General features: G+C 69.2%; 17 protein-coding genes. 2 read left to right on the forward strand and 15 right to left on the reverse strand.

All coding sequences use genetic code 11. The features are described 5' to 3' along the window. Nucleotides 1–2: 2 nt before the first annotated feature. Nucleotides 3–662 (forward strand): uracil-DNA glycosylase family protein, encoded by a 660-nt coding sequence (locus AC07OH_RS30435; protein WP_495303174.1) that lies wholly within the window; start codon nt 3–5, stop codon nt 660–662. Here AC07OH_RS30435 and AC07OH_RS30440 read toward each other — a convergent pair. Continuing rightward, nucleotides 568–2,226, reverse strand: coding sequence for a hypothetical protein (locus AC07OH_RS30440; protein ID WP_495303175.1), 1,659 nt, complete (start codon nt 2,224–2,226; stop codon nt 568–570). The two genes, AC07OH_RS30435 and AC07OH_RS30440, sit on opposite strands and share 95 nt — an antisense overlap. A gap of 64 nt (nt 2,227–2,290) precedes the next feature. Further along, a complete protein-coding gene (locus AC07OH_RS30445) occupies nt 2,291–2,485 on the reverse strand; it encodes a YjiS-like domain-containing protein (RefSeq protein WP_495303176.1) in 195 nt (64 codons plus the stop codon). Nucleotides 2,486–2,575: 90 nt separating this feature from the next. Here AC07OH_RS30445 and AC07OH_RS30450 point away from each other — a divergent pair, with 90 nt between their 5' ends. Next, complete coding sequence (locus tag AC07OH_RS30450) at nt 2,576–3,466, forward strand: LysR family transcriptional regulator (protein ID WP_070061367.1); 891 nt, start codon at nt 2,576–2,578, stop codon at nt 3,464–3,466. Between the two features lie 6 nt (nt 3,467–3,472). On the opposite strand, the gene AC07OH_RS30455 is transcribed toward AC07OH_RS30450, so the two are convergent. From AC07OH_RS30455 to AC07OH_RS30515, 13 genes are all read right to left on the reverse strand, one after another. Beyond that, nucleotides 3,473–4,126: an ANTAR domain-containing response regulator gene (locus tag AC07OH_RS30455; protein ID WP_095948498.1), complete on the reverse strand. Its 654-nt coding sequence runs from the start codon at nt 4,124–4,126 to the stop codon at nt 3,473–3,475. A 183-nt stretch (nt 4,127–4,309) separates the two neighbouring features. Next, a complete protein-coding gene (locus AC07OH_RS30460) occupies nt 4,310–5,464 on the reverse strand; it encodes a transporter substrate-binding domain-containing protein (protein ID WP_062470403.1) in 1,155 nt (384 codons plus the stop codon). A gap of 66 nt (nt 5,465–5,530) precedes the next feature. Beyond that, the gene (locus AC07OH_RS30465) at nt 5,531–7,174 is read right to left on the reverse strand and encodes a nitric oxide reductase activation protein NorD (protein WP_495303177.1); all 1,644 of its coding nucleotides are present in this window, start codon (nt 7,172–7,174) and stop codon (nt 5,531–5,533) included. Next, nucleotides 7,171–7,989 (reverse strand): CbbQ/NirQ/NorQ/GpvN family protein, encoded by an 819-nt coding sequence (locus AC07OH_RS30470; RefSeq protein WP_495303178.1) that lies wholly within the window; start codon nt 7,987–7,989, stop codon nt 7,171–7,173. Before AC07OH_RS30470 ends, AC07OH_RS30465 begins: the two co-directional genes overlap by 4 nt. Then, nucleotides 7,986–8,996, reverse strand: a complete 1,011-nt coding sequence (locus AC07OH_RS30475) for an alpha/beta fold hydrolase (protein ID WP_495303179.1) — start codon at nt 8,994–8,996, stop codon at nt 7,986–7,988. Before AC07OH_RS30475 ends, AC07OH_RS30470 begins: the two co-directional genes overlap by 4 nt. A gap of 11 nt (nt 8,997–9,007) precedes the next feature. Then, nucleotides 9,008–10,045: an aliphatic amidase gene (locus tag AC07OH_RS30480; RefSeq protein ID WP_495303180.1), complete on the reverse strand. Its 1,038-nt coding sequence runs from the start codon at nt 10,043–10,045 to the stop codon at nt 9,008–9,010. A gap of 42 nt (nt 10,046–10,087) precedes the next feature. Continuing rightward, the gene (urtE, locus tag AC07OH_RS30485) at nt 10,088–10,777 is read right to left on the reverse strand and encodes an urea ABC transporter ATP-binding subunit UrtE (RefSeq protein ID WP_495303181.1); all 690 of its coding nucleotides are present in this window, start codon (nt 10,775–10,777) and stop codon (nt 10,088–10,090) included. A gap of 18 nt (nt 10,778–10,795) precedes the next feature. Then, entirely contained in the window at nt 10,796–11,578 is a 783-nt protein-coding gene (urtD, locus tag AC07OH_RS30490) for an urea ABC transporter ATP-binding protein UrtD (RefSeq protein WP_070061447.1), read from the reverse strand. A 14-nt stretch (nt 11,579–11,592) separates the two neighbouring features. Next, entirely contained in the window at nt 11,593–12,648 is a 1,056-nt protein-coding gene (urtC, locus tag AC07OH_RS30495) for an urea ABC transporter permease subunit UrtC (protein WP_495303182.1), read from the reverse strand. Between the two features lie 3 nt (nt 12,649–12,651). Continuing rightward, nucleotides 12,652–13,554: an urea ABC transporter permease subunit UrtB gene (urtB, locus tag AC07OH_RS30500; protein ID WP_062470432.1), complete on the reverse strand. Its 903-nt coding sequence runs from the start codon at nt 13,552–13,554 to the stop codon at nt 12,652–12,654. A 5-nt stretch (nt 13,555–13,559) separates the two neighbouring features. Continuing rightward, nucleotides 13,560–14,753, reverse strand: a complete 1,194-nt coding sequence (gene urtA / locus AC07OH_RS30505; protein WP_492742525.1) for an urea ABC transporter substrate-binding protein — start codon at nt 14,751–14,753, stop codon at nt 13,560–13,562. Nucleotides 14,754–15,154: 401 nt separating this feature from the next. After that, nucleotides 15,155–15,649 (reverse strand): hypothetical protein, encoded by a 495-nt coding sequence (locus AC07OH_RS30510; protein WP_095948507.1) that lies wholly within the window; start codon nt 15,647–15,649, stop codon nt 15,155–15,157. Further along, complete coding sequence (locus AC07OH_RS30515; RefSeq protein WP_495303183.1) at nt 15,650–16,606, reverse strand: LysR family transcriptional regulator; 957 nt, start codon at nt 16,604–16,606, stop codon at nt 15,650–15,652. Nucleotide 16,607: the final 1 nt, after the last annotated feature.

Here is a 16,607-nt window from a genome sequence, read left to right on the forward strand (position 1 = left end):
CCGTGGATGCGCTGCTCGCCGACATCCGCGCCTGCCGCGCGTGCGAGGCGCACCTGCCGCTCGGGCCGCGCCCGATCGTGCAGGCCAGCGCGAGCGCACGGCTGCTGATCGTCGGCCAGGCGCCCAGCCTCACGGTGCACCAGACCGGCGTGCCGTGGAACGACAAGAGCGGCGATCAGCTGCGCCGCTGGCTCGGCATCGACCGCGAGCTGTTCTACGACGCGTCGCGCATCGCGATCGTGCCCATGGGCTATTGCTACCCAGGGCGCGGCAAGAGCGGCGACCTGCCGCCGCGCAAGGAATGCGCGCCGCTGTGGCACGACCGCCTGCTGGCGCAGATGCCGCACATCGCGCTGACCTTGCTCATCGGCCAGTACGCGCAGCGCCACTTCCTTGGCAAGGCCGCGCGCGGCGGCGTGACGGAAACCGTCGAGGCCTTTGCGGACTACGCGCCGCGCTTCGTCCCGCTGCCGCATCCGTCGCCGCGCAACACCGCGTGGTTCCAGCACCACCCGTGGTTCGAGCGCGACGTGCTGCCGGTGCTGCGCGAGCGCGTGCAGCAGGCGCTCAGCGCGCCTTTTTCCGAGGGGCCGACGGCCGCCTCGGCGGCTTCGCCTCCAGCACCAGCTCGGCCGGCAGCGCATCGTTCCACGACTCGGTGAAGTACGCGCGGTCGCTCGGCACGAGCTGCGGCAGCACCTCGCGCAACAGGCCCAGCGAGTGCTCGGCCGCCTTCAGGTCGCCCGCGTGCGCCGCGTACCACGCGTGTTCGAACAGCAGGCTGCCCTGCTGCAACCCGGGGTAGCGGCGTCGCCCGGCCTGGTGGTCGGCCAGCCGCGCCTGCGCCACGTCGACCCAGCGCGCGGGCCAGTTCGCGGTGTCGAAGGCGTCGGCGAGCGGGCCCGCGAGCTTCGACATGGCGGCCGGGTCGAGCGGCTTCTGTGCGCGGAACTGCGCGAGCGTGGGTTGCGTCTCTGGTTTGCAGTGGCCGCGCGCGATGCGCATCAGGTAGATCGCGTTCCATGCCGAGCGGCCCTGGCCGTCGGTGTGGCCGCACAGCCATTCGCTGAAGGCGATCCACTGCACCGCGCGGCGCGTGGTGTCGGCCCGATGCCCGTCGTGCGCGAGCGCCGGCAGGTCGCCCAGGCCCACGCGGTCGAACAGCCACGCGGCCATGCCCATGTTGGCCGCCACGTGCTGGGCGGCATCGAAGGAGTGCGACTCGAAGGCCGCGGCCAGCGCCTCGCCGAAGCGCTGCAGCGACTCTTCGGCCAGTGCGGCCGCGGCCGGGCGGTCGTCGGCGGCCAGCGCGAGGGCGCGCGAGCGGCAGGCCAGCGCCCACAGGTTGCACCACTCGAAGCGCACGTCGGGGTGGTGGCGCAGCACCAGCGCGCGCGCCGGGTCTTGCGCCATGCCGCCCAGCAGCGACTGCGCCAGCGGCAGGTCGCGCGCGGTGTAGGCGCACCAGGCCGAGACGATGCACTCCATCGCGCCCAGGTAGTCGTTGCCCGCCACGTGGTGCGCGAGCCGCTGCTTCTTGAGCGCCTGCAGCCGCCGGCGCGCCTGTTCGTTGTCGCCGAGCCGGCGCCACAGCATGGCCTCGTTGAGCGTGACCAACGCGCGCTGGAAGTCGCTCGCGGCCAGCGTGCCGGCCAGGCGGATGGCTTCGAGCGCGCTGCCGCCGGTTCCACCCGCCACTGGCGACATCAGCCGGCCCTGCCGCGCGGCCTGCTGCGAGGCGACCAGCTGCTTCCAGAAGGCGGCGTCCTGCAGGTGCACGGCGTCGGGCGGCGTGATCGTGCCGACGGCCTGCGCCTTGCGGGCGCGCAGGCCGAGGAACGACGCCACCTCGGCGGCGGTGGCCGGTCGGTTGTCCACGAGCAGGCGCAGGCGCTTGGCTTGCGCGGCCGGCAGCCAGAACGGACCCTGGCTGCGCCGCTCGGCGTTGAGAAAGCGCGGCTCGCGCTGCAGGTCTTCGCCCCAGCCGACCTCCAGGCCCCAGGCCTTGAAGTCGCGGAACGCGCGGCTCACGACCATGCGCAGCGTGCTGGCGTCGGACACTTCGCCGCGCAGGTCGGCCAGCCGCACGACACCGCTGCCGTGCGCGTGGGCGTGCTGCATGCGCACCAGCAGCCACAACGACTGGAAGGCCGCGCGCCGTCCGTCGACGGACTGCGGCGAGGTGAGTTCGATGGAAAGAAGGGCAGGGGAGGCGGTGGAGGGCACGACCCGGATTGAACCTCAAATCGCCCGCGGCTTTCTGAAGAAACCGCAAGCGGGGTTCAACGAGTCAGTAGCGGTTGCGGTCGACCAGCTCGGGCACTTCGCTGCGGCCGATGCCCAGGTCGCGCAGGTCGTGGTCGCTCATGCCCGCCAGCAGCTGCACGTCGTCGCGGGCGCGGCGGCGTGTCACGGCGCGGCGGCGCCAGTTGTGCAGGGCATGCAGCAGGCGTTGATGAAAAGACGGTGGCTTCGGCGCGGTCACGGTGGGCTCCTGGTAGGGGAGCGCTCATCTTCCGGCGGCGCGTGCTATTGTGGAAGTTGAGATTTCTGACACCTTCAATCAGCATTCCTGATGCGACAGCTCAACCTCGACCAACTGCGCACCCTCATCGCCATCGCCGACCTGGGCACCTTCTCGGCGGCGGCGCAGGCGCTGCACCTGGCGCAGCCCACCGTGAGCCTGCACATCAGCGAGCTCGAATCGCGCCTGGGCGCGCAGCTGGTGGTGCGCGGCAACCGCCGCGTCACGCCCACCGCGGCCGGCGCGGCGCTGGTCGAGCGCGGGCGCAAGCTGCTGCGCGACACCGACGAGGCGGTCGAGGCCGTCAAGCGCCAGGCCGAGGGCCGCACGGGCCGCGTGCGGCTGGGCACCTCCACCGGCGTGGTGGTCGACCTGCTGCCGCAGGTGCTCGAGGCACTGGGCGTGGGCCATGCGGGCATCGACGTCGAGGTGAGCATCCTCGGCTCGGCCGAGGCGATGGCGCGGCTGGCGGCGGGCACGCTCGACATCGGCCTGGTCGCGATGCCGCAGCCGCTGCAGCGCGAGCTGGTGGTCACGCCCTGGCGCACGCAGCCCATGATGGCCTTCGTGCCGCCGCGCTGGAAGGCGCCCAAGCGCGCCACGCCGGCCTGGCTGGCGACGCAGCCGCTGATCTTCAACGACGCGACCACGCACATGTACCGGCTGTCGATGGAGTGGTTTGCCGCGGCCGGCTTTGCGCCGCGCGCGCGCATCGAGCTCAACTACGACGCCGCGATCCGCAGCCTGGTGGCGGCGGGCTATGGCGCGGCGCTGCTGCCGCTGCAGCAGACCACCGACGCGGCGCTCAACGAGCGCATGCAGATCGTGCCGGTCACGCCCAAGCTCACGCGCCGCCTGGGCATCGCGCACCGCCCGCACGCCACGCTCGACGGCGCCACGCAGAGCGTGCTGAAGGTGCTGACGGCGTTCCGCCAGCTCTGAGTACGGTCAGCCCGGCCCGGGCTTGGGGCCGCGCGTGCCCAGCGAGAGGATCTCGTTGGCGTTGACGATGGCCGCGGCGATGTCTTCCATGGTGGTGCGCTTGCTCATGGCCTGTTCGCGGATCAGGTCGTGGGCCTGGCCTTCGGACACGTCGTGCGTCTTCATGAGGATGCTCTTGGCCTCGGCCAGCTGGCGCACGCCGAGCAGCTTGGCCTCGGTCTTGCGCAGACGCCGCGCGAGCGAGCGGCTTTCCTTGTGCGCTTCGCGCGCGACCACCAGCGCCGACAGCAGGCCGAACGAGCGCACCGGCGACGGCAGCACGGCCTTGGCGCGGATCTCGAGCACGGCCTCGACGATGGTCGGGTTCTCGTAGGTCACGACGGCGATGACGGCGGGGGCGTCCTCGCTCTGCGTCCATTCGAAGCGCAGGTTGATGAAGTCGGGCTGCACGGCCATGAAGGCCACGTCGATGCCCTCGGGCAGATGCTGCACGGGCGGCCAGAAGGCCTGCACCTGGCAGCCGATGCGCTGCAGTTGCTGGGTGAGCTGCCGGCCGTCTGCGTCGTCGGGGTGGATCACCGCGATCTTCAGCAGCCGCAGCTCCTTGAGCTGCGGTGGCGTCACCCGCAGGGTGTGTCGCTTGGGGGCTGTGCTGTCCACGGTCAGCGCTTTCGTTGGGGGCTGCTGTTGTCCGGGGCGCGTGCACAGGCCACCGGGTGCTTCCCTCCGCGAATGTCCCCCGCCTTCGGCTCCTCCTTGATTTCGCTGCGGGAAGCACCCGGTGCCCTGCGCACGGGGACGCGCTGCCGGGGCTCGCCGATGAACGACCGCTGCGGGTTCATCCTAGAGCTCCAGCGCATCGAGCCGCGCCGTCCAGTCGCCCAGCGAGTGGGTGACGAGGTACGGGTCCGGGTACACCGGGCGCGTCGCCTGGCGCACGATGGTGAACTGCCCGTGCGCGTCGACGCGGCCGATGCGCGGGTACAGGCAGGTGTGGTGGTTGGTCGGGTCGATCTTCACGCGGCCCTGCGGTGCATCGAACTCGCTGCCCAGGATGTGCGGCAGGATCTCCGCGATGCCGTCCGTTCCCGCCTGCCGGAAGGCGTTGGCGAAGATGTGCATCTGGAAGTACGAGGCCTCCCAGCACAGGTTGGGCACGCAGCCGTCGCCGAAGCGCGCGCGCAGCCGCGCCAGGCAGCGCTGGTTGGCGGGCGAATCGATCGACTGGAAATACGGCGCCGCCGTGAAATGGCCCGTGGCCACGCCGGGGCCCATCTGCGAGATCTCGGCCTCCGAGGTCGTGAGGCTCGAGATGGGCATCGTCTTCGGGTCGAAGCCGGCCTCGGCATAGGCGCGGTACAGGCTCGCGGTGGAGTCGCCCACCACCGTCGAGAAGATGAAGTCGGGCCGCTTGTCGCGGATGTCGTCCATGATCGCGCGGTAGTCCTTCTCGGTGGCGTCCAGCGCCACGTAGCGCTCGCCCAGCTTCTCGCTGCCGGGGCGCTGCATCACCAGCTCGCCCATGATGCGGTTCGACTCGTAGGGGTAGATGTAGTCGGAGCCGATCAGGTACACGCGCGCGCCGAAGTTCGTGGTCATGAACTCGGCCAGCTGCACGCTGTTCTGGTTGGGCGCCGCGCCGGTGTAGATCACGTTGCCCGAGTACTCGAAGCCTTCGTACAGCGTGGGGTAGAACAGCAGCTTGTTCCACTTCTCGATCACCGGGATCACGGCCTTGCGGCTGCTCGACATGTAGCAGCCGAAGAGCACGTTGACGCGGTCCTGCACGATCAGCCGCTCGGCCAGCTGGGCGTAGCGCACGGGGTTCGATTGCGGGTCGTAGCGCACGGCCACGAGCTCGCGGCCGTCGACGCCGCCGGCCGCGTTGATCTCCTCGATGGCCAGCAGCGCGCCCTGCAGCTGCGACAGGCCGATGGTCGAGGTGACGCCGGTCTCGGAATACAGAATGCCGACGCGAAGAGGGTCCCTGTCAGCCACTGGGGTGTCTCCTGGATGTGTGGGCCCTCATTGTGTGCTCCTCCCTGGCTTTCTTCATTCGGTCGGTCAATGGGCGGCGGCCAGCCGCGTGCTCATGCGGGCCAGCCGCGCGGGCAGGCTGCGCGCGTCCTCGGCGATGCAATAGTTGCGCCAGCCGAAGATGCGCCGCACGTACGCGTCGGCCGCGCCGTCCACCGCGATGCAGGCGCTGCGCACGCCGGCATCGCGCGCCTCGGCCACGGCCTGGCGGGCGTCTTCGATCAGGTACTTCGGGTCGTGCACGTCGATGTCCGACGGTGCACCGTCGGTCACCAGCAGGATCGCGCGCGGCCCGGCCGGCTCGGCCTGCAGGTGCGAGGCCGCATGGCGCAGCGCGGCGCCCATGCGCGTCGAGTAGCGCCCGCGTACCGCGCCGATCATGGCGCGCGAGGGCGCGGCCAGCGGCTGGCCGAATTCGAGCAGGCGGTAGTAGTACACCTCGGCGCGCGTGTTCGACGAGAAGCCGTGGATGGCGAGGCGGTCGATGCCGCGCGCGTTCGAGGCGGCGAGCAGCAGCGCGGCCTGCTTCTCGAGGTCGAGCAGCGAAACGGCGCCATCGCCGTGGCCCGGGTCGTTGGCCGACTCGGAGAGGTCGAGCAGCACCAGCACGCTCGACGGGCGCGGCCCCTTGCCGGGGCGCATGAACAGCCGCGCATCGGGCCGCAGGCGCAGGCGCCGATCGACCAGCACCTCGATGGCTGCGTTCAGGTCGATGTCGTCGCCTTCCCACTGCCGGCGCAGGCGGTGCGTGCGGTCGAGGTGGCGCGCGCGGGGCAGGGCGAGCGGCACGATGCGCTCGTTGGCCGCCGTTCCCGAAGTGCCTGCCGCACCCAGGCCCTGCCATGCGGGCAGCTTCTCGATCACCGTGCACCAGTCGGGGCGCAGGCGCTCCTGCGTGCGGTCCCATTCGGGGTAGGTGTAGCGGCCGAGTTCCATGTCGGCGATGCCTTCGGGTGGCGCTTCGTTGCCTTCGCTCTGGGCATCCGACGGTGGCGGTGGCCGCACGCCGGTCTGCTGCAGCGCGATGGCGTCGTCGGGCGGCGTCTCGGCCTCGCCGAAATCCCACAGGTAGCTGTTGTCGTCGCGCCAGGGCGCGGGCACGGTGTAGTCCTGCGGCTCGAAGCGCACGCGCATCTGGCCGAGGTCGTTGGCGAGGATCGAGGCCACGGCGCGGAAGGCGTCGTAGTCTTCCAGGCCCGCGCGCGAGACGGTTTCGTCGAACAGGCGGCGCGCCTTGTTCACCCAGTGGTTGTCGTCCTGCGCGTCGGCGCGCAGCAGCACGCGGTCCATGCGCGCGATCAGCGCGGCAAAACGCAGGTCGAGCGGATCGGGCGCGGGCGGCAGCGCGGCGGCGAACCAGCCGTGCAGGCCGGGAAAGTCGCGGCACAGCAGCCGCTCGACGCGCGCATCTTCAAGGGCCGAGACCACGGCGATGCCCATCGGCTTGAGCGTGCGCGCCGGCCGCGCGGGCGTCGAATGGCGCAGGTGCGCGACCGCATGCGCCACCATCGCGCGGTGCAGGCGCACGGCTTCGTCGCCCTCGGGCAGCAGCAGCCGGCGGCCCGCGAGCACAGTGCGCACCGCGCGTGCACCGGCCAGCGGCTGCACGTCGACATCGACGCCGGCCAGCCCGCGGGCCAGCAGCGAGAGGGCGCCGTGCCCGTCGCTCATCCGAACTGCGCCTCGACAAAGCCCTGCAGCGCGCTCGCCATGTCGGGGTCGTCGGTGAGGGCGCGCGTCATCGTCATGTCGCAGCTGTCGCGCGGCGACACGCCGTCGCGGATCAGCACGCCCGCGTAGATCAGCATGCGCGTCGACACGCCCTCGTCGAGCCCGCGGTGCTTGAGCTCGCGCGAGCAGTGCGCAATGGCCACCAGCTTCGCGGCGAGCTCGATGCCGACGCCGGCCTCGTGCGCGACGATCTCCGCTTCGAGTGTGCCGTCGGGGTAGTCGAACTCCAGCGCCGCGAAGCGCTGGCGCGTCGAGGGCTTCATGTCCTTCGCGCTGCTCTGGTAGCCGGGGTTGTACGACACCACGAGCTGGAAGTCGGGGTGCGCGTGCACCAGCTCGCCCTTCTTGTCCAGCGGCAGGATGCGGCGTGCGTCGGTCAGCGGGTGGATCACCACGGTGGTGTCCTGCCGCGCCTCCACCACCTCGTCGAGGTAGCAGATGCCGCCGTGGCGCACCGCCAGCGTCAGCGGCCCGTCGTGCCAGGCCGTGCCGTTCGCGTCGAGCAGGTAGCGGCCCACGAGGTCCGACGCCGTCATGTCCTCGTTGCAGGCGAGCGTGACCAGCGGCCGCCCGAGCGACCACGCCATGTGCTCCACGAAGCGCGTCTTGCCGCAGCCGGTCGGCCCTTTCAGGATCAGCGGCATGCGGTGGCGGTAGGCGTGCCGGTACAGCGCCACCTCGTGGCCCGCGGGCCGGTAGAAGGGCTCGGTCTCGATGCGGTAGGCGGCGAGCGGATCGTGCACGGGAGCGTTCATGGCGTGGCGAGCAGTTCCTGCAGGGCGTTGTCGATGAAGCGGGTGTCGACCGGGCTGCTGCCGCCGCCCGCGAAGTGGCCCCACACGCCGGGGATCGGGCGGCACTCGGCGTTCGGCATGTGCGACACCTCCCATTCGTTGTCGGCCACCGGAAAGTACAGGTCGCGCTCGGCCGGCATGACGATCGCGCGCGCCTTGATGGCGCCCAATGCCTTCTTGAAGTCGCCCTTGAACACCGGGTTGTCGCTGATGTCGCCGTGCTGCCACGACCACAGCATCGCGAGCAGGTTGTTGGCGTCCTTCTTCAGGAAGAAGCCTTCCCAGTAGCCGACCAGGAAGTCCTCGAGCGAGCTGAAGCCCAGCTCGCGCCACAGCTGCTGCATGTAGAAGGGCTGCGACAGGCCCCAGCCCGCGTACACGCGGCCCACCGCGCGCAGCCCGCGCGTCGGCGGCGTGGTGTACCAGCCGCCGTTCCAGGCCGCGTCGGCCGTGAGCGCGGCCTTCACGCCTTCGAGGAACACGATGTTGTGCGGCGCCGTCTTCGCCGAGCCGCAGAAGGGCGCGATGCGCTTCACCATCTCGGGGTAGAGGCACCCCCACTGGTTGGTCTGCTGCGCGCCCATCGACCAGCCCACCACCAGCGCGAGCTGCTCGATGCCGAACTGCTCGGTCACCAGCCGGTGCTGCAGCGTCACGTTGTCATAGAGCGTGACGTTCGGAAAGCGCGCCAGGTTGTAGGGCTCGGGCGTGTTGCTCGGCGAGGACGAGAGGCCGTTGCCCAGCATGTTGGGCACGATGATGAAGTACTTCGCCGGGTCCAGCGCCATGCCCGGGCCGATGAGCCATTCGTTGTCATAGTGCTGGCCCGAGTACCAGGTCGGGTAGACGATGGCGTTGCTCTTCTGTGCGTTGAGCGTGCCGTAGGTCTTGTAGGCGAGCTTCGCGCCGCGCAGGGTGGCCCCCCGCTGCAGCGCGACATCGCCGAGTTCGAAGATGTCGTGGTCCATGGGGCGGCGCTTCAGCGGTGCTTGGCCGGTTCGTTCGGAATGCCCTCGATCGGGCACTCGGGCGTGCCGACGGTGGTGCGCGTGAACGACTCCACCCTCTCGCGCGTGCCCTCGGGGTCGTTGATCCACTGCGTGTAGAAGTTGTAGGGGCAGGCCGCCACACCCTTGTCGCCGTCGCCCGAGTTGATGGTGCCGGTGTAGCCGCGGTGCACCAGCTTGAACAGGTGGTTCTGCGACTGGCCGTTCTTGCGCGCGTCGCGGATCAGGCCCATCGACAGCTCGGCGTAGTTGATGCCCATCTCTTCCTCGCCGCATTCGCCGAGCGTGCGGCCGTCGAAGCCGATGAGCGCCGAGTGGCCGAAGTACGAGTACACGCCGTCGAAGCCGGCCGCGTTGGCCACCGCCACGTAGGTGTTGTTCATGAAGGCCATGGCCTTGGAGACCATGATCTGCTGCTCCTTGGCCGGGTACATGTAGCCCTGGCAGCGGATGATGAGCTCGGCCCCGCGCATCGCGCAGTCGCGCCAGATCTCGGGGTAGTTGCCGTCGTCGCAGATGATCAGGCTCATCTTCATGCCCTTGGGGCCTTCGCTCACGTAGGTGCAGTCGCCCGGGTACCAGCCCTCGATGGGCACCCACGGCATGATCTTGCGGTACTTCTGGACGATCTCGCCCTGGTTGTTCATGAGGATCAGCGTGTTGTAGGGCGCCTTGTTCGGGTGCTCCTCGTGGCGCTCGCCGGTGAGCGAGAACACGCCCCACACGTTGGCGCGGCGGCACGCGTCCGCGAAGATCGCGGTCTCCTCGCCGGGGATGGCCGAGGCGGTGTCGTACATCTCCTTGGCGTCGTACATGATCCCGTGCGTGGAGTACTCGGGAAAGATCGCCAGGTCCATGCCCGGCAGGCCTTTCTTCATGCCGACCAGCATCTCGCCGATCTTGCGTGCGTTGTCCAGCACCTCGGCCTTGGTGTGCAGGCGGGGCATCTTGTAGTTGACGACCGCGACGCCGACGCAATCGTTGCTGCTCGAAATATCACCATGTCTCATGACGCTGCTCCTGAAGGGGTGGTTGAAGAAAAAGAGGAAGGGCTACACGGTCAGGAAAGACCTGACCTTGTCCTGGTCGAGCGTGGCGCGCGCTTCGTCGTGCACGATGCGGCCGCGGTCGATGACGAGAAAGCGGTCGGCCAGGTCGAGCGCGAAGCTCAGCACCTGCTCCGACACCACGACGGCGAAGCCGCGTTCGGCGCGCAGCACGTTCAGCGTCTGGGCGATCTCCTTGATGATCGAAGGCTGGATGCCCTCGGTGGGCTCGTCGAGGATCAGCACCTTCGGCTCCGAGATGAGCGCGCGCGCAATCGCCAGCATCTGCTGCTGGCCGCCCGAGAGGTTGCCGGCCTTGCGCTGCTTCATGTCCTTGAGCACGGGGAAGAAGGTGTAGAGGTACTCGGGCACCGTGCGGTGGCCCGACCTCGCGGCACCGGCGAGGATGTTCTGCTCCACCGTGAGGAACGGAAACACCATGCGCCCCTGCGGCACGAAGGCCAGGCCCTGCGCCACGCGCTGGTAGCTGGGCAGCGTCGTGAGCTCGGTGCCGCCCAGCCGGATGTGGCCGCCGCGCGCGGGCAAGAGGCCGATGAGCGACTTCAGCAAGGTGGTCTTGCCCATGCCGTTGCGGCCCATGATGGCGACCGCCTCGTCGGGCGCGACGCGCAGCGACACATCGCGGATGACGTGCGACTCGCCATACGCCACGTTGAGTTCGGAGACTTCGAGCATGTGAATTTCTCCTTCTTCTCAGTGGCCGAGGTACACGTCGATCACGCGCGGATCGGCCTGCACCTCGGCCGCCGTGCCTTCGCTCAGCAACTTGCCCTGGTGCAGCACCGTGACGCGGTGCGCGATGCGCTTGACGAAGTCCATGTCGTGCTCGATGACGACCACTGACTTGCCCGCCGAGATGCGGCGCAGCAGGTCGCCGGTCTGCTCGCGCTCGCGCGGGCTCATGCCGGCCACGGGCTCGTCGAGCAGCAGCAGCTCGGGCTCCTGCATCAGCAGCATCCCGATCTCGAGCCACTGCTTCTGCCCGTGGCTGAGCTGCCCGGCGCGGTGGCCCAGGCGATCGGCCAGGAAGACCTGCTCGGCCATCGCGTCGATGCGCGCACGCACGGCCGGCGTGCGGCGGAAGGTCAGCGACTGCAGCAGGCCGTGCATGCGCGGCAGCGAGATCTCGAAGTTCTCCAGCACCGTGAGGTCTTCGTACACCGAGGGCGTCTGGAACTTGCGGCCCACGCCGGCGCGCACGATCTCGTACTCGTTCAGGCGACCGAGGTCCTGGCCGTTGAACAGCACGCGGCCCGCGCTGGGCTTGGTCTTGCCGCACACCATGTCCAGCAGCGTGGTCTTGCCGGCGCCGTTCGGGCCGATGATCACGCGCAGCTCGTTGCGCTCGACCGAGAGGCTGAGCCCGTCCACGGCCTTGAAGCCGTCGAAGGACACGGTGAGGTCCTCGATGCGCAGGATCTGCTCGCTCGACGGCGGCACCGCCGAGGCGGCCTGCGGCAGCCCGCCGTTGGGCATCGTCATCGTGGCGTTCATGGCGCCACCTCCGCGGCGGCACGCCGGCGCACGAGCTTCTCGCCCAGCCCCGCGAGCCCGTTCGGCATCGCCCACACCACGAGGATGAACACCGCGCCCAGCACGTACAGCCAGCCTTCGGGGAAGGTCTCCGACAGGTACGACTTGAGAAAGCCGATCAAGAGCGCGCCGATCACCGCGCCCGGAATCGACAGCCGCCCGCCGACCGCCGCGTAGATCACCATCTCGACCGAGGCCACGACGCCGATCACCCCCGGCGCGATCAGCCCCACCTGCAGGCTGTAGAACGCGCCGCCGATGGCCGACAAGACGGCGGCCACCGCGAACACGAAGGCCTTCATGTGCGCCGTGTTGTAGCCGCTGAAGCGCACGCGGTCTTCCTTGTCGCGGATGGCGATCAGCAGCTTGCCGAAGCGGCTGCGCACGATGGCGAGCGACACCATCATCACGAGCGCAATGGCCGCCACCTCGACGAAGTACATCGTGCGCCTGGCCTCGTCGGTGGCGATGTCCCAGCCCAGCAGCGTGCGGAAATCGGTGATGCCGTTGGCGCCGCCGGTGTCGCCCTGCTGGCCGACCACCACCACCGTGAGCGTGAGCGCCAGCGACAGCGTGACGATCGCGAAGTACACGCCGCTCACGCGCCGCTTGAAGATCGCGTACGAGAACACGTAGGCCAGCACGGCGGGCACGACGAGGATGCCCACCACCGTCCAGCCCAGCGAATGGAAGGGCTGCCACCACGCGGGCAGCTGCTCGACGCTGCTCCACACCATGAAGTCCGGCAGCTCGGGCGCCGAGGCTTCGAGCTTGAGGAACATCGCCATCATGTAGCCGCCCAGGCCGAAGAACATGCCCTGGCCCAGGCTCAGCACGCCGCCGTAGCCCCAGGTGAGCACCACGCCCACCGCGACGAACGCGAAGGCCAGGTACTTGCTCACGAGGTTCAGGCGGAACGCATCGAGCGTGAGCGGCAGTACCACCGCCAGAAGCACCAGTACCGCCAGCAGGGCGCCGATGTCGCGCTTGCGTTGAGGAGAAAGACCGTGCATGCCTCAGCTCCTCGATCGCGTGGCGAACAGGCCGTTCGGCCGGAAGTACAGCACCGCGATCACCAGCAGCAGGATCGTGGCCTTGGCCATCGAGCCGCTCATGAGGTACTCGAGCCAGGTCTGCGACTGCGCGATGGCAAAGCCCGAGAGCGCGGTGCCGATGAGGCTCTGCACGCCGCCGAACACCACCACGATGAACGAGTCGACGATGTACAGCTGGCCCGTGCCGGGGTTGGTCGAGCCGATCATCGTGAACACCGCGCCCGCGATGCCCGCCAGGCCCGAACCCAGTGCGAAGGTCATCGCGTCGACGCGGTGCGTGTCGATGCCCACCGCGCCGGCGATGGCGCGGTTCTGCGTCACCGCGCGCACCTTCAGCCCCCACGGCGTGCGATACAGCAGCAGGTACACGCCGACCGCCACCAGGGCCGTGAGCCCGACGATGAAGATGCGGTTCAGCGGCAGCTGGATGCCCGCCGTGGGCTCCCACGCCCCCGCCAGCCATGAGGCCAGCGGCACGCTCACCTCCTGCGCGCCGAAGATCGAGCGGTAGGCCTGCTGCAGCATGAGGCTCAGGCCCCAGGTGGCCAGCAGGGTGTCCAGCGGGCGGTCGTAGAAGAAGCGGATGAAGCCCCGCTCCAGCACATAGCCGAACGCGAAGGTCACGGCGAACGCGAACGGAATCGCGGCGAACAGGTACAGGTCCATGAAGCCCGGCGCGTAGTGCGCGAAGAAACGCGCCGCCAGGTAGGTCATGTAGGCACCCAGCGCCATCAACTCGCCGTGCGCCATGTTGATGACGCCCATCAGGCCGAACACGATGGCCAGCCCGATGGCCATGAGCAGCAGGATGGTGAACAGGCTCACGCCGTTGAACACCTGCATCACCGCGATGTCGAAGTTCATCGCGTTCAGACCTTCGGGAAGGGGTTGGGCTCGACCAGCTGCGGCGATTCCCACACGATGTCGAACTGTCCGTCGGGCCGCGCGCGGCCCACGCGCACCTTCTTCCACACATGGTGGTTGGTGGCATGGATGCGCACCGTGCCCTCGGGCGCCTCGATCTCCACGCCCGCGGCGGCGGCCGTGACCTTGTCCACGTCGAAGGACTTGGCCTTTTCCACCGCCAGCTTCCACAGGTACACGCTGTTGTAGGCCACCTCCATCGGGTCGCCGATCACGCGGTCCTGCCCGTACTTGGCCTTGAAGGCCTTCACGAACTTCTCGTTGGCCGGCGACTTGATGCTCTGGAAGTAGCCCATGCAGGCGTAGTAGCCCGCGGCGTTGTCGCGGCCGATACCGTCGATCTCGTTCTCCGACACCACGGTCGAGAGCAGCACCTGCTTGGCGCCGTCCAGGCCCGCCGCGCGCAGCTGCTTGTAGAAGGCCACGTTGGAGCCGCCCACCACGGTGCTGTAGATGCAGTCGGGCTTGGCGGCCTTGATCTTGTTGATGATCGACGAGAACTCGGTGTGGCCCAGCGGTGCGTACTCTTCGCCGAGCACCTTGCCGCCGGCCTTCGCGATGGCGGGCTTGGCGATCTTGTTGCAGGTGCGCGGGTAGATGTAGTCGGAGCCGACGAGGAAGAAGTTCTTGCCCTTCTCGCGCGCCATCCATTCCACCGCCGCGATCACCGACTGCGTGGCTTCCTGCGAGGGGTAGAACACGCGCTTGTCCTGTTCCTGGCCCTCGTAGTAGGTCGGGTAGAACAGCAGGCCCTTGGCCTGGTTGAGCACCGGCAGCAGCGCCTTGCGCGAGGCCGAGGTGTAGCAGCCGATGATGGCCGCGACCTTGTCGCGCTCCAGCAGCTTGCGCGCCTTCTCGGCGAACACCGAGTTCTCGCTCGCGCCGTCTTCGACCACGGCCTCGATCTTCTTGCCCATCACGCCGCCCGCGGCGTTGATCTCCTCGATGGCCAGCTTCTCGGCATCGACCAGCGAAGCCTCGGCGATGGCGATGGTGCCCGAGAGCGAATGCAGCAGGCCGAGCTTCACGGTGGCGCCGTCCTGCGCGCGGGCCAGCCCGGCCACGCCGGAGGCGGCACCCAGCACGATCATCGAGCCGCCGGTCTTCACGATCTGGCGGCGGTTGAAAGCGTTCGTCATGTCAAATTCCTTTGCTTTGGTTTTGTGCGAGTCATCAGGAACATCCGACCTTCGGAAGCCGTGCGTTGGGTGTCTCCTCCCGCCGCGCGGCCCCTGCAAACGAGCGCTGTGCTGCCAGTGCGTTTTCTTCGGGCAAGGCTGCGCCACCGGATGGCGCGCATCCGTTTGAAAAAGGCGTTGTTGCGACCGAAAAAACAAAAAAGCCCGAACCGGTGGTGAAACCGATTCGGGCTTAATTGCCCGACACCTCGCTGGCAGCACTGGCAGCGGGCGTCGTATGACTGGGAACGATTGCTCGTTGGGGCGGATTCTTCTCAACTCACCCCGGCGTGAACATACGCTTTTTCGCTAATTGGCGAAAGGGCGGCGCGTGTGCTATTCGCGCGCAGCGCCTGAACACATCAGCTGCGCGGGCGTGCGTAGTCCGACTCGATCCACGCGGTGGCGCTCGAGGTCGTGAGCCGGAACGCGGGCGACACGTTCACGCTCGCGAGCTCCGAGTCGTCGGCATCGTCATACGCCGTGAGCGTGGCCGAGGGGTTGTCTTCGTCGGGCACGATCGACAGCGCCACGCGGATGCGTTGGTCGTTGCGCGCGGTCACCGTCACGCTCTTGTTGAGCGTGGCGTGCAGCTGCTGCTCGTGGCGGCGGATCACTTCGGCGGCGGTCTTCACCAGCGTGTGGAAGGCGGGGGTGTCCAGCGGCTTGGGGTTCTTCTTGTCGCGGCCCATGGTCCAGGGGCCGACGAGCGCGGGCTCGGGGTCGCCGTGGCGGGTCATCTCGACGGCCCAGCCGTCGTCTTCCTCGTTCTTGATGATGCGGGCGGTCCAGAGGTCGTCGCGCCAGAGGCGGGGTTCCTGCAGGGGGAGGTGGTCGGGGGAATCGGTCGTCGTCATTCAGGGAGAGGCTTTGGGTCTTGCGCGGGGCATTGTCGCCCGGGGCGCGGGGGCCGCCGCCGCGCCAACGTACTGTTGCAAGCCCTCGACCAGCGCATCGAAGGCCACGCGGCAGCGCGGGCTGTGGCGCAGGTCCTCGTGCATCGTGACCCAGGTGTCGAGCTTCAGCGAGAGCGCGCGCGGCAGCAGGCGCACCAGCGCGGCGTCGCGCTTGGCCAGGCCCACCTGGCACACGCCGATGCCCGCGCCCGCGCGAATGAGGGCCAGCTGCGCGAGGTCGCTGTCGGTGCGCAGCGCAAAGGCATCGCGCGTGAAACCCGTGACCGACTTGAACGACTTGATCGCCTCGCGCACGAAGGCCGAAGGCTGGTCGTAGCCGATGAGCGCGTGCGCCGCCAGGTCGTCGGGCGTGCGCGGCGTGCCGTGGCGCGCGAGGTAGCTCGTGTGGGCATGGAAGCCCAGCTCGATGTTCCCGATGCGGCGCGCCACCAGCTGCGCCTGCCGGGGCCGCACCATGCGCACGGCGATGTCGGCCTCGCGCCGCAGCAGGTCCTGCACGCGGTTGGTCGACACCAGCTCGACCTTCAGCGCCGGGTGCGCCTCGCGCAGCCGCGCCACGACGGGCGGCAGCACCTCCACCGCGACCACCTCGCTGACCGACACCCGCACCACGCCGCGCACCCCGTCGCCCTGGCTGCTGGCCGCGCGCTGCAGCGAGGCCGCGGTGCTTTCCATGGCCTCGGCGTGCGTGCGCAGGGCCAGTGCCACCTCGGTGGGCAGCAGGCCCACCTGCGAGCGGGTGAAGAGCACCACGCCGAGCGCCTCTTCGAGCGCCGCCACGTGGCGACCGACGGTGGGTTGCGTGATGCCGAGTGCACGCGCCGCGCCCGAGAGCGAACCCTCGCGCAGCACGCCGAGGAAGGAGTGGTACAGCTCCCAGCTGATGTTCCAGGTCATA

The sequence above is a fragment of the Variovorax sp. GW821-FHT10C12 genome (genome assembly GCF_059415405.1).

What these genes read in the sequence shown, in the direction of transcription:
- urtD (WP_070061447.1), bottom strand. Translation starts at nt 11,578, where the DNA reads ATGCCCAACGGCGGGCTGCCGCAGGCCGCCTCGGCGGTGCCGCCGTCG.
- urtE (WP_495303181.1), bottom strand. Translation starts at nt 10,777, where the DNA reads ATGCTCGAAGTCTCCGAACTCAACGTGGCGTATGGCGAGTCGCACGTC.
- urtB (WP_062470432.1), bottom strand. Translation starts at nt 13,554, where the DNA reads ATGAACTTCGACATCGCGGTGATGCAGGTGTTCAACGGCGTGAGCCTG.
- AC07OH_RS30475 (WP_495303179.1), bottom strand. Translation starts at nt 8,996, where the DNA reads ATGGACCACGACATCTTCGAACTCGGCGATGTCGCGCTGCAGCGGGGG.
- urtC (WP_495303182.1), bottom strand. Translation starts at nt 12,648, where the DNA reads ATGCACGGTCTTTCTCCTCAACGCAAGCGCGACATCGGCGCCCTGCTG.
- AC07OH_RS30515 (WP_495303183.1), bottom strand. Translation starts at nt 16,606, where the DNA reads ATGACCTGGAACATCAGCTGGGAGCTGTACCACTCCTTCCTCGGCGTG.
- AC07OH_RS30465 (WP_495303177.1), bottom strand. Translation starts at nt 7,174, where the DNA reads ATGAGCGACGGGCACGGCGCCCTCTCGCTGCTGGCCCGCGGGCTGGCC.
- urtA (WP_492742525.1), bottom strand. Translation starts at nt 14,753, where the DNA reads ATGACGAACGCTTTCAACCGCCGCCAGATCGTGAAGACCGGCGGCTCG.
- AC07OH_RS30480 (WP_495303180.1), bottom strand. Translation starts at nt 10,045, where the DNA reads ATGAGACATGGTGATATTTCGAGCAGCAACGATTGCGTCGGCGTCGCG.
- AC07OH_RS30470 (WP_495303178.1), bottom strand. Translation starts at nt 7,989, where the DNA reads ATGAACGCTCCCGTGCACGATCCGCTCGCCGCCTACCGCATCGAGACC.
- AC07OH_RS30450 (WP_070061367.1), top strand. Translation starts at nt 2,576, where the DNA reads ATGCGACAGCTCAACCTCGACCAACTGCGCACCCTCATCGCCATCGCC.
- AC07OH_RS30510 (WP_095948507.1), bottom strand. Translation starts at nt 15,649, where the DNA reads ATGACGACGACCGATTCCCCCGACCACCTCCCCCTGCAGGAACCCCGC.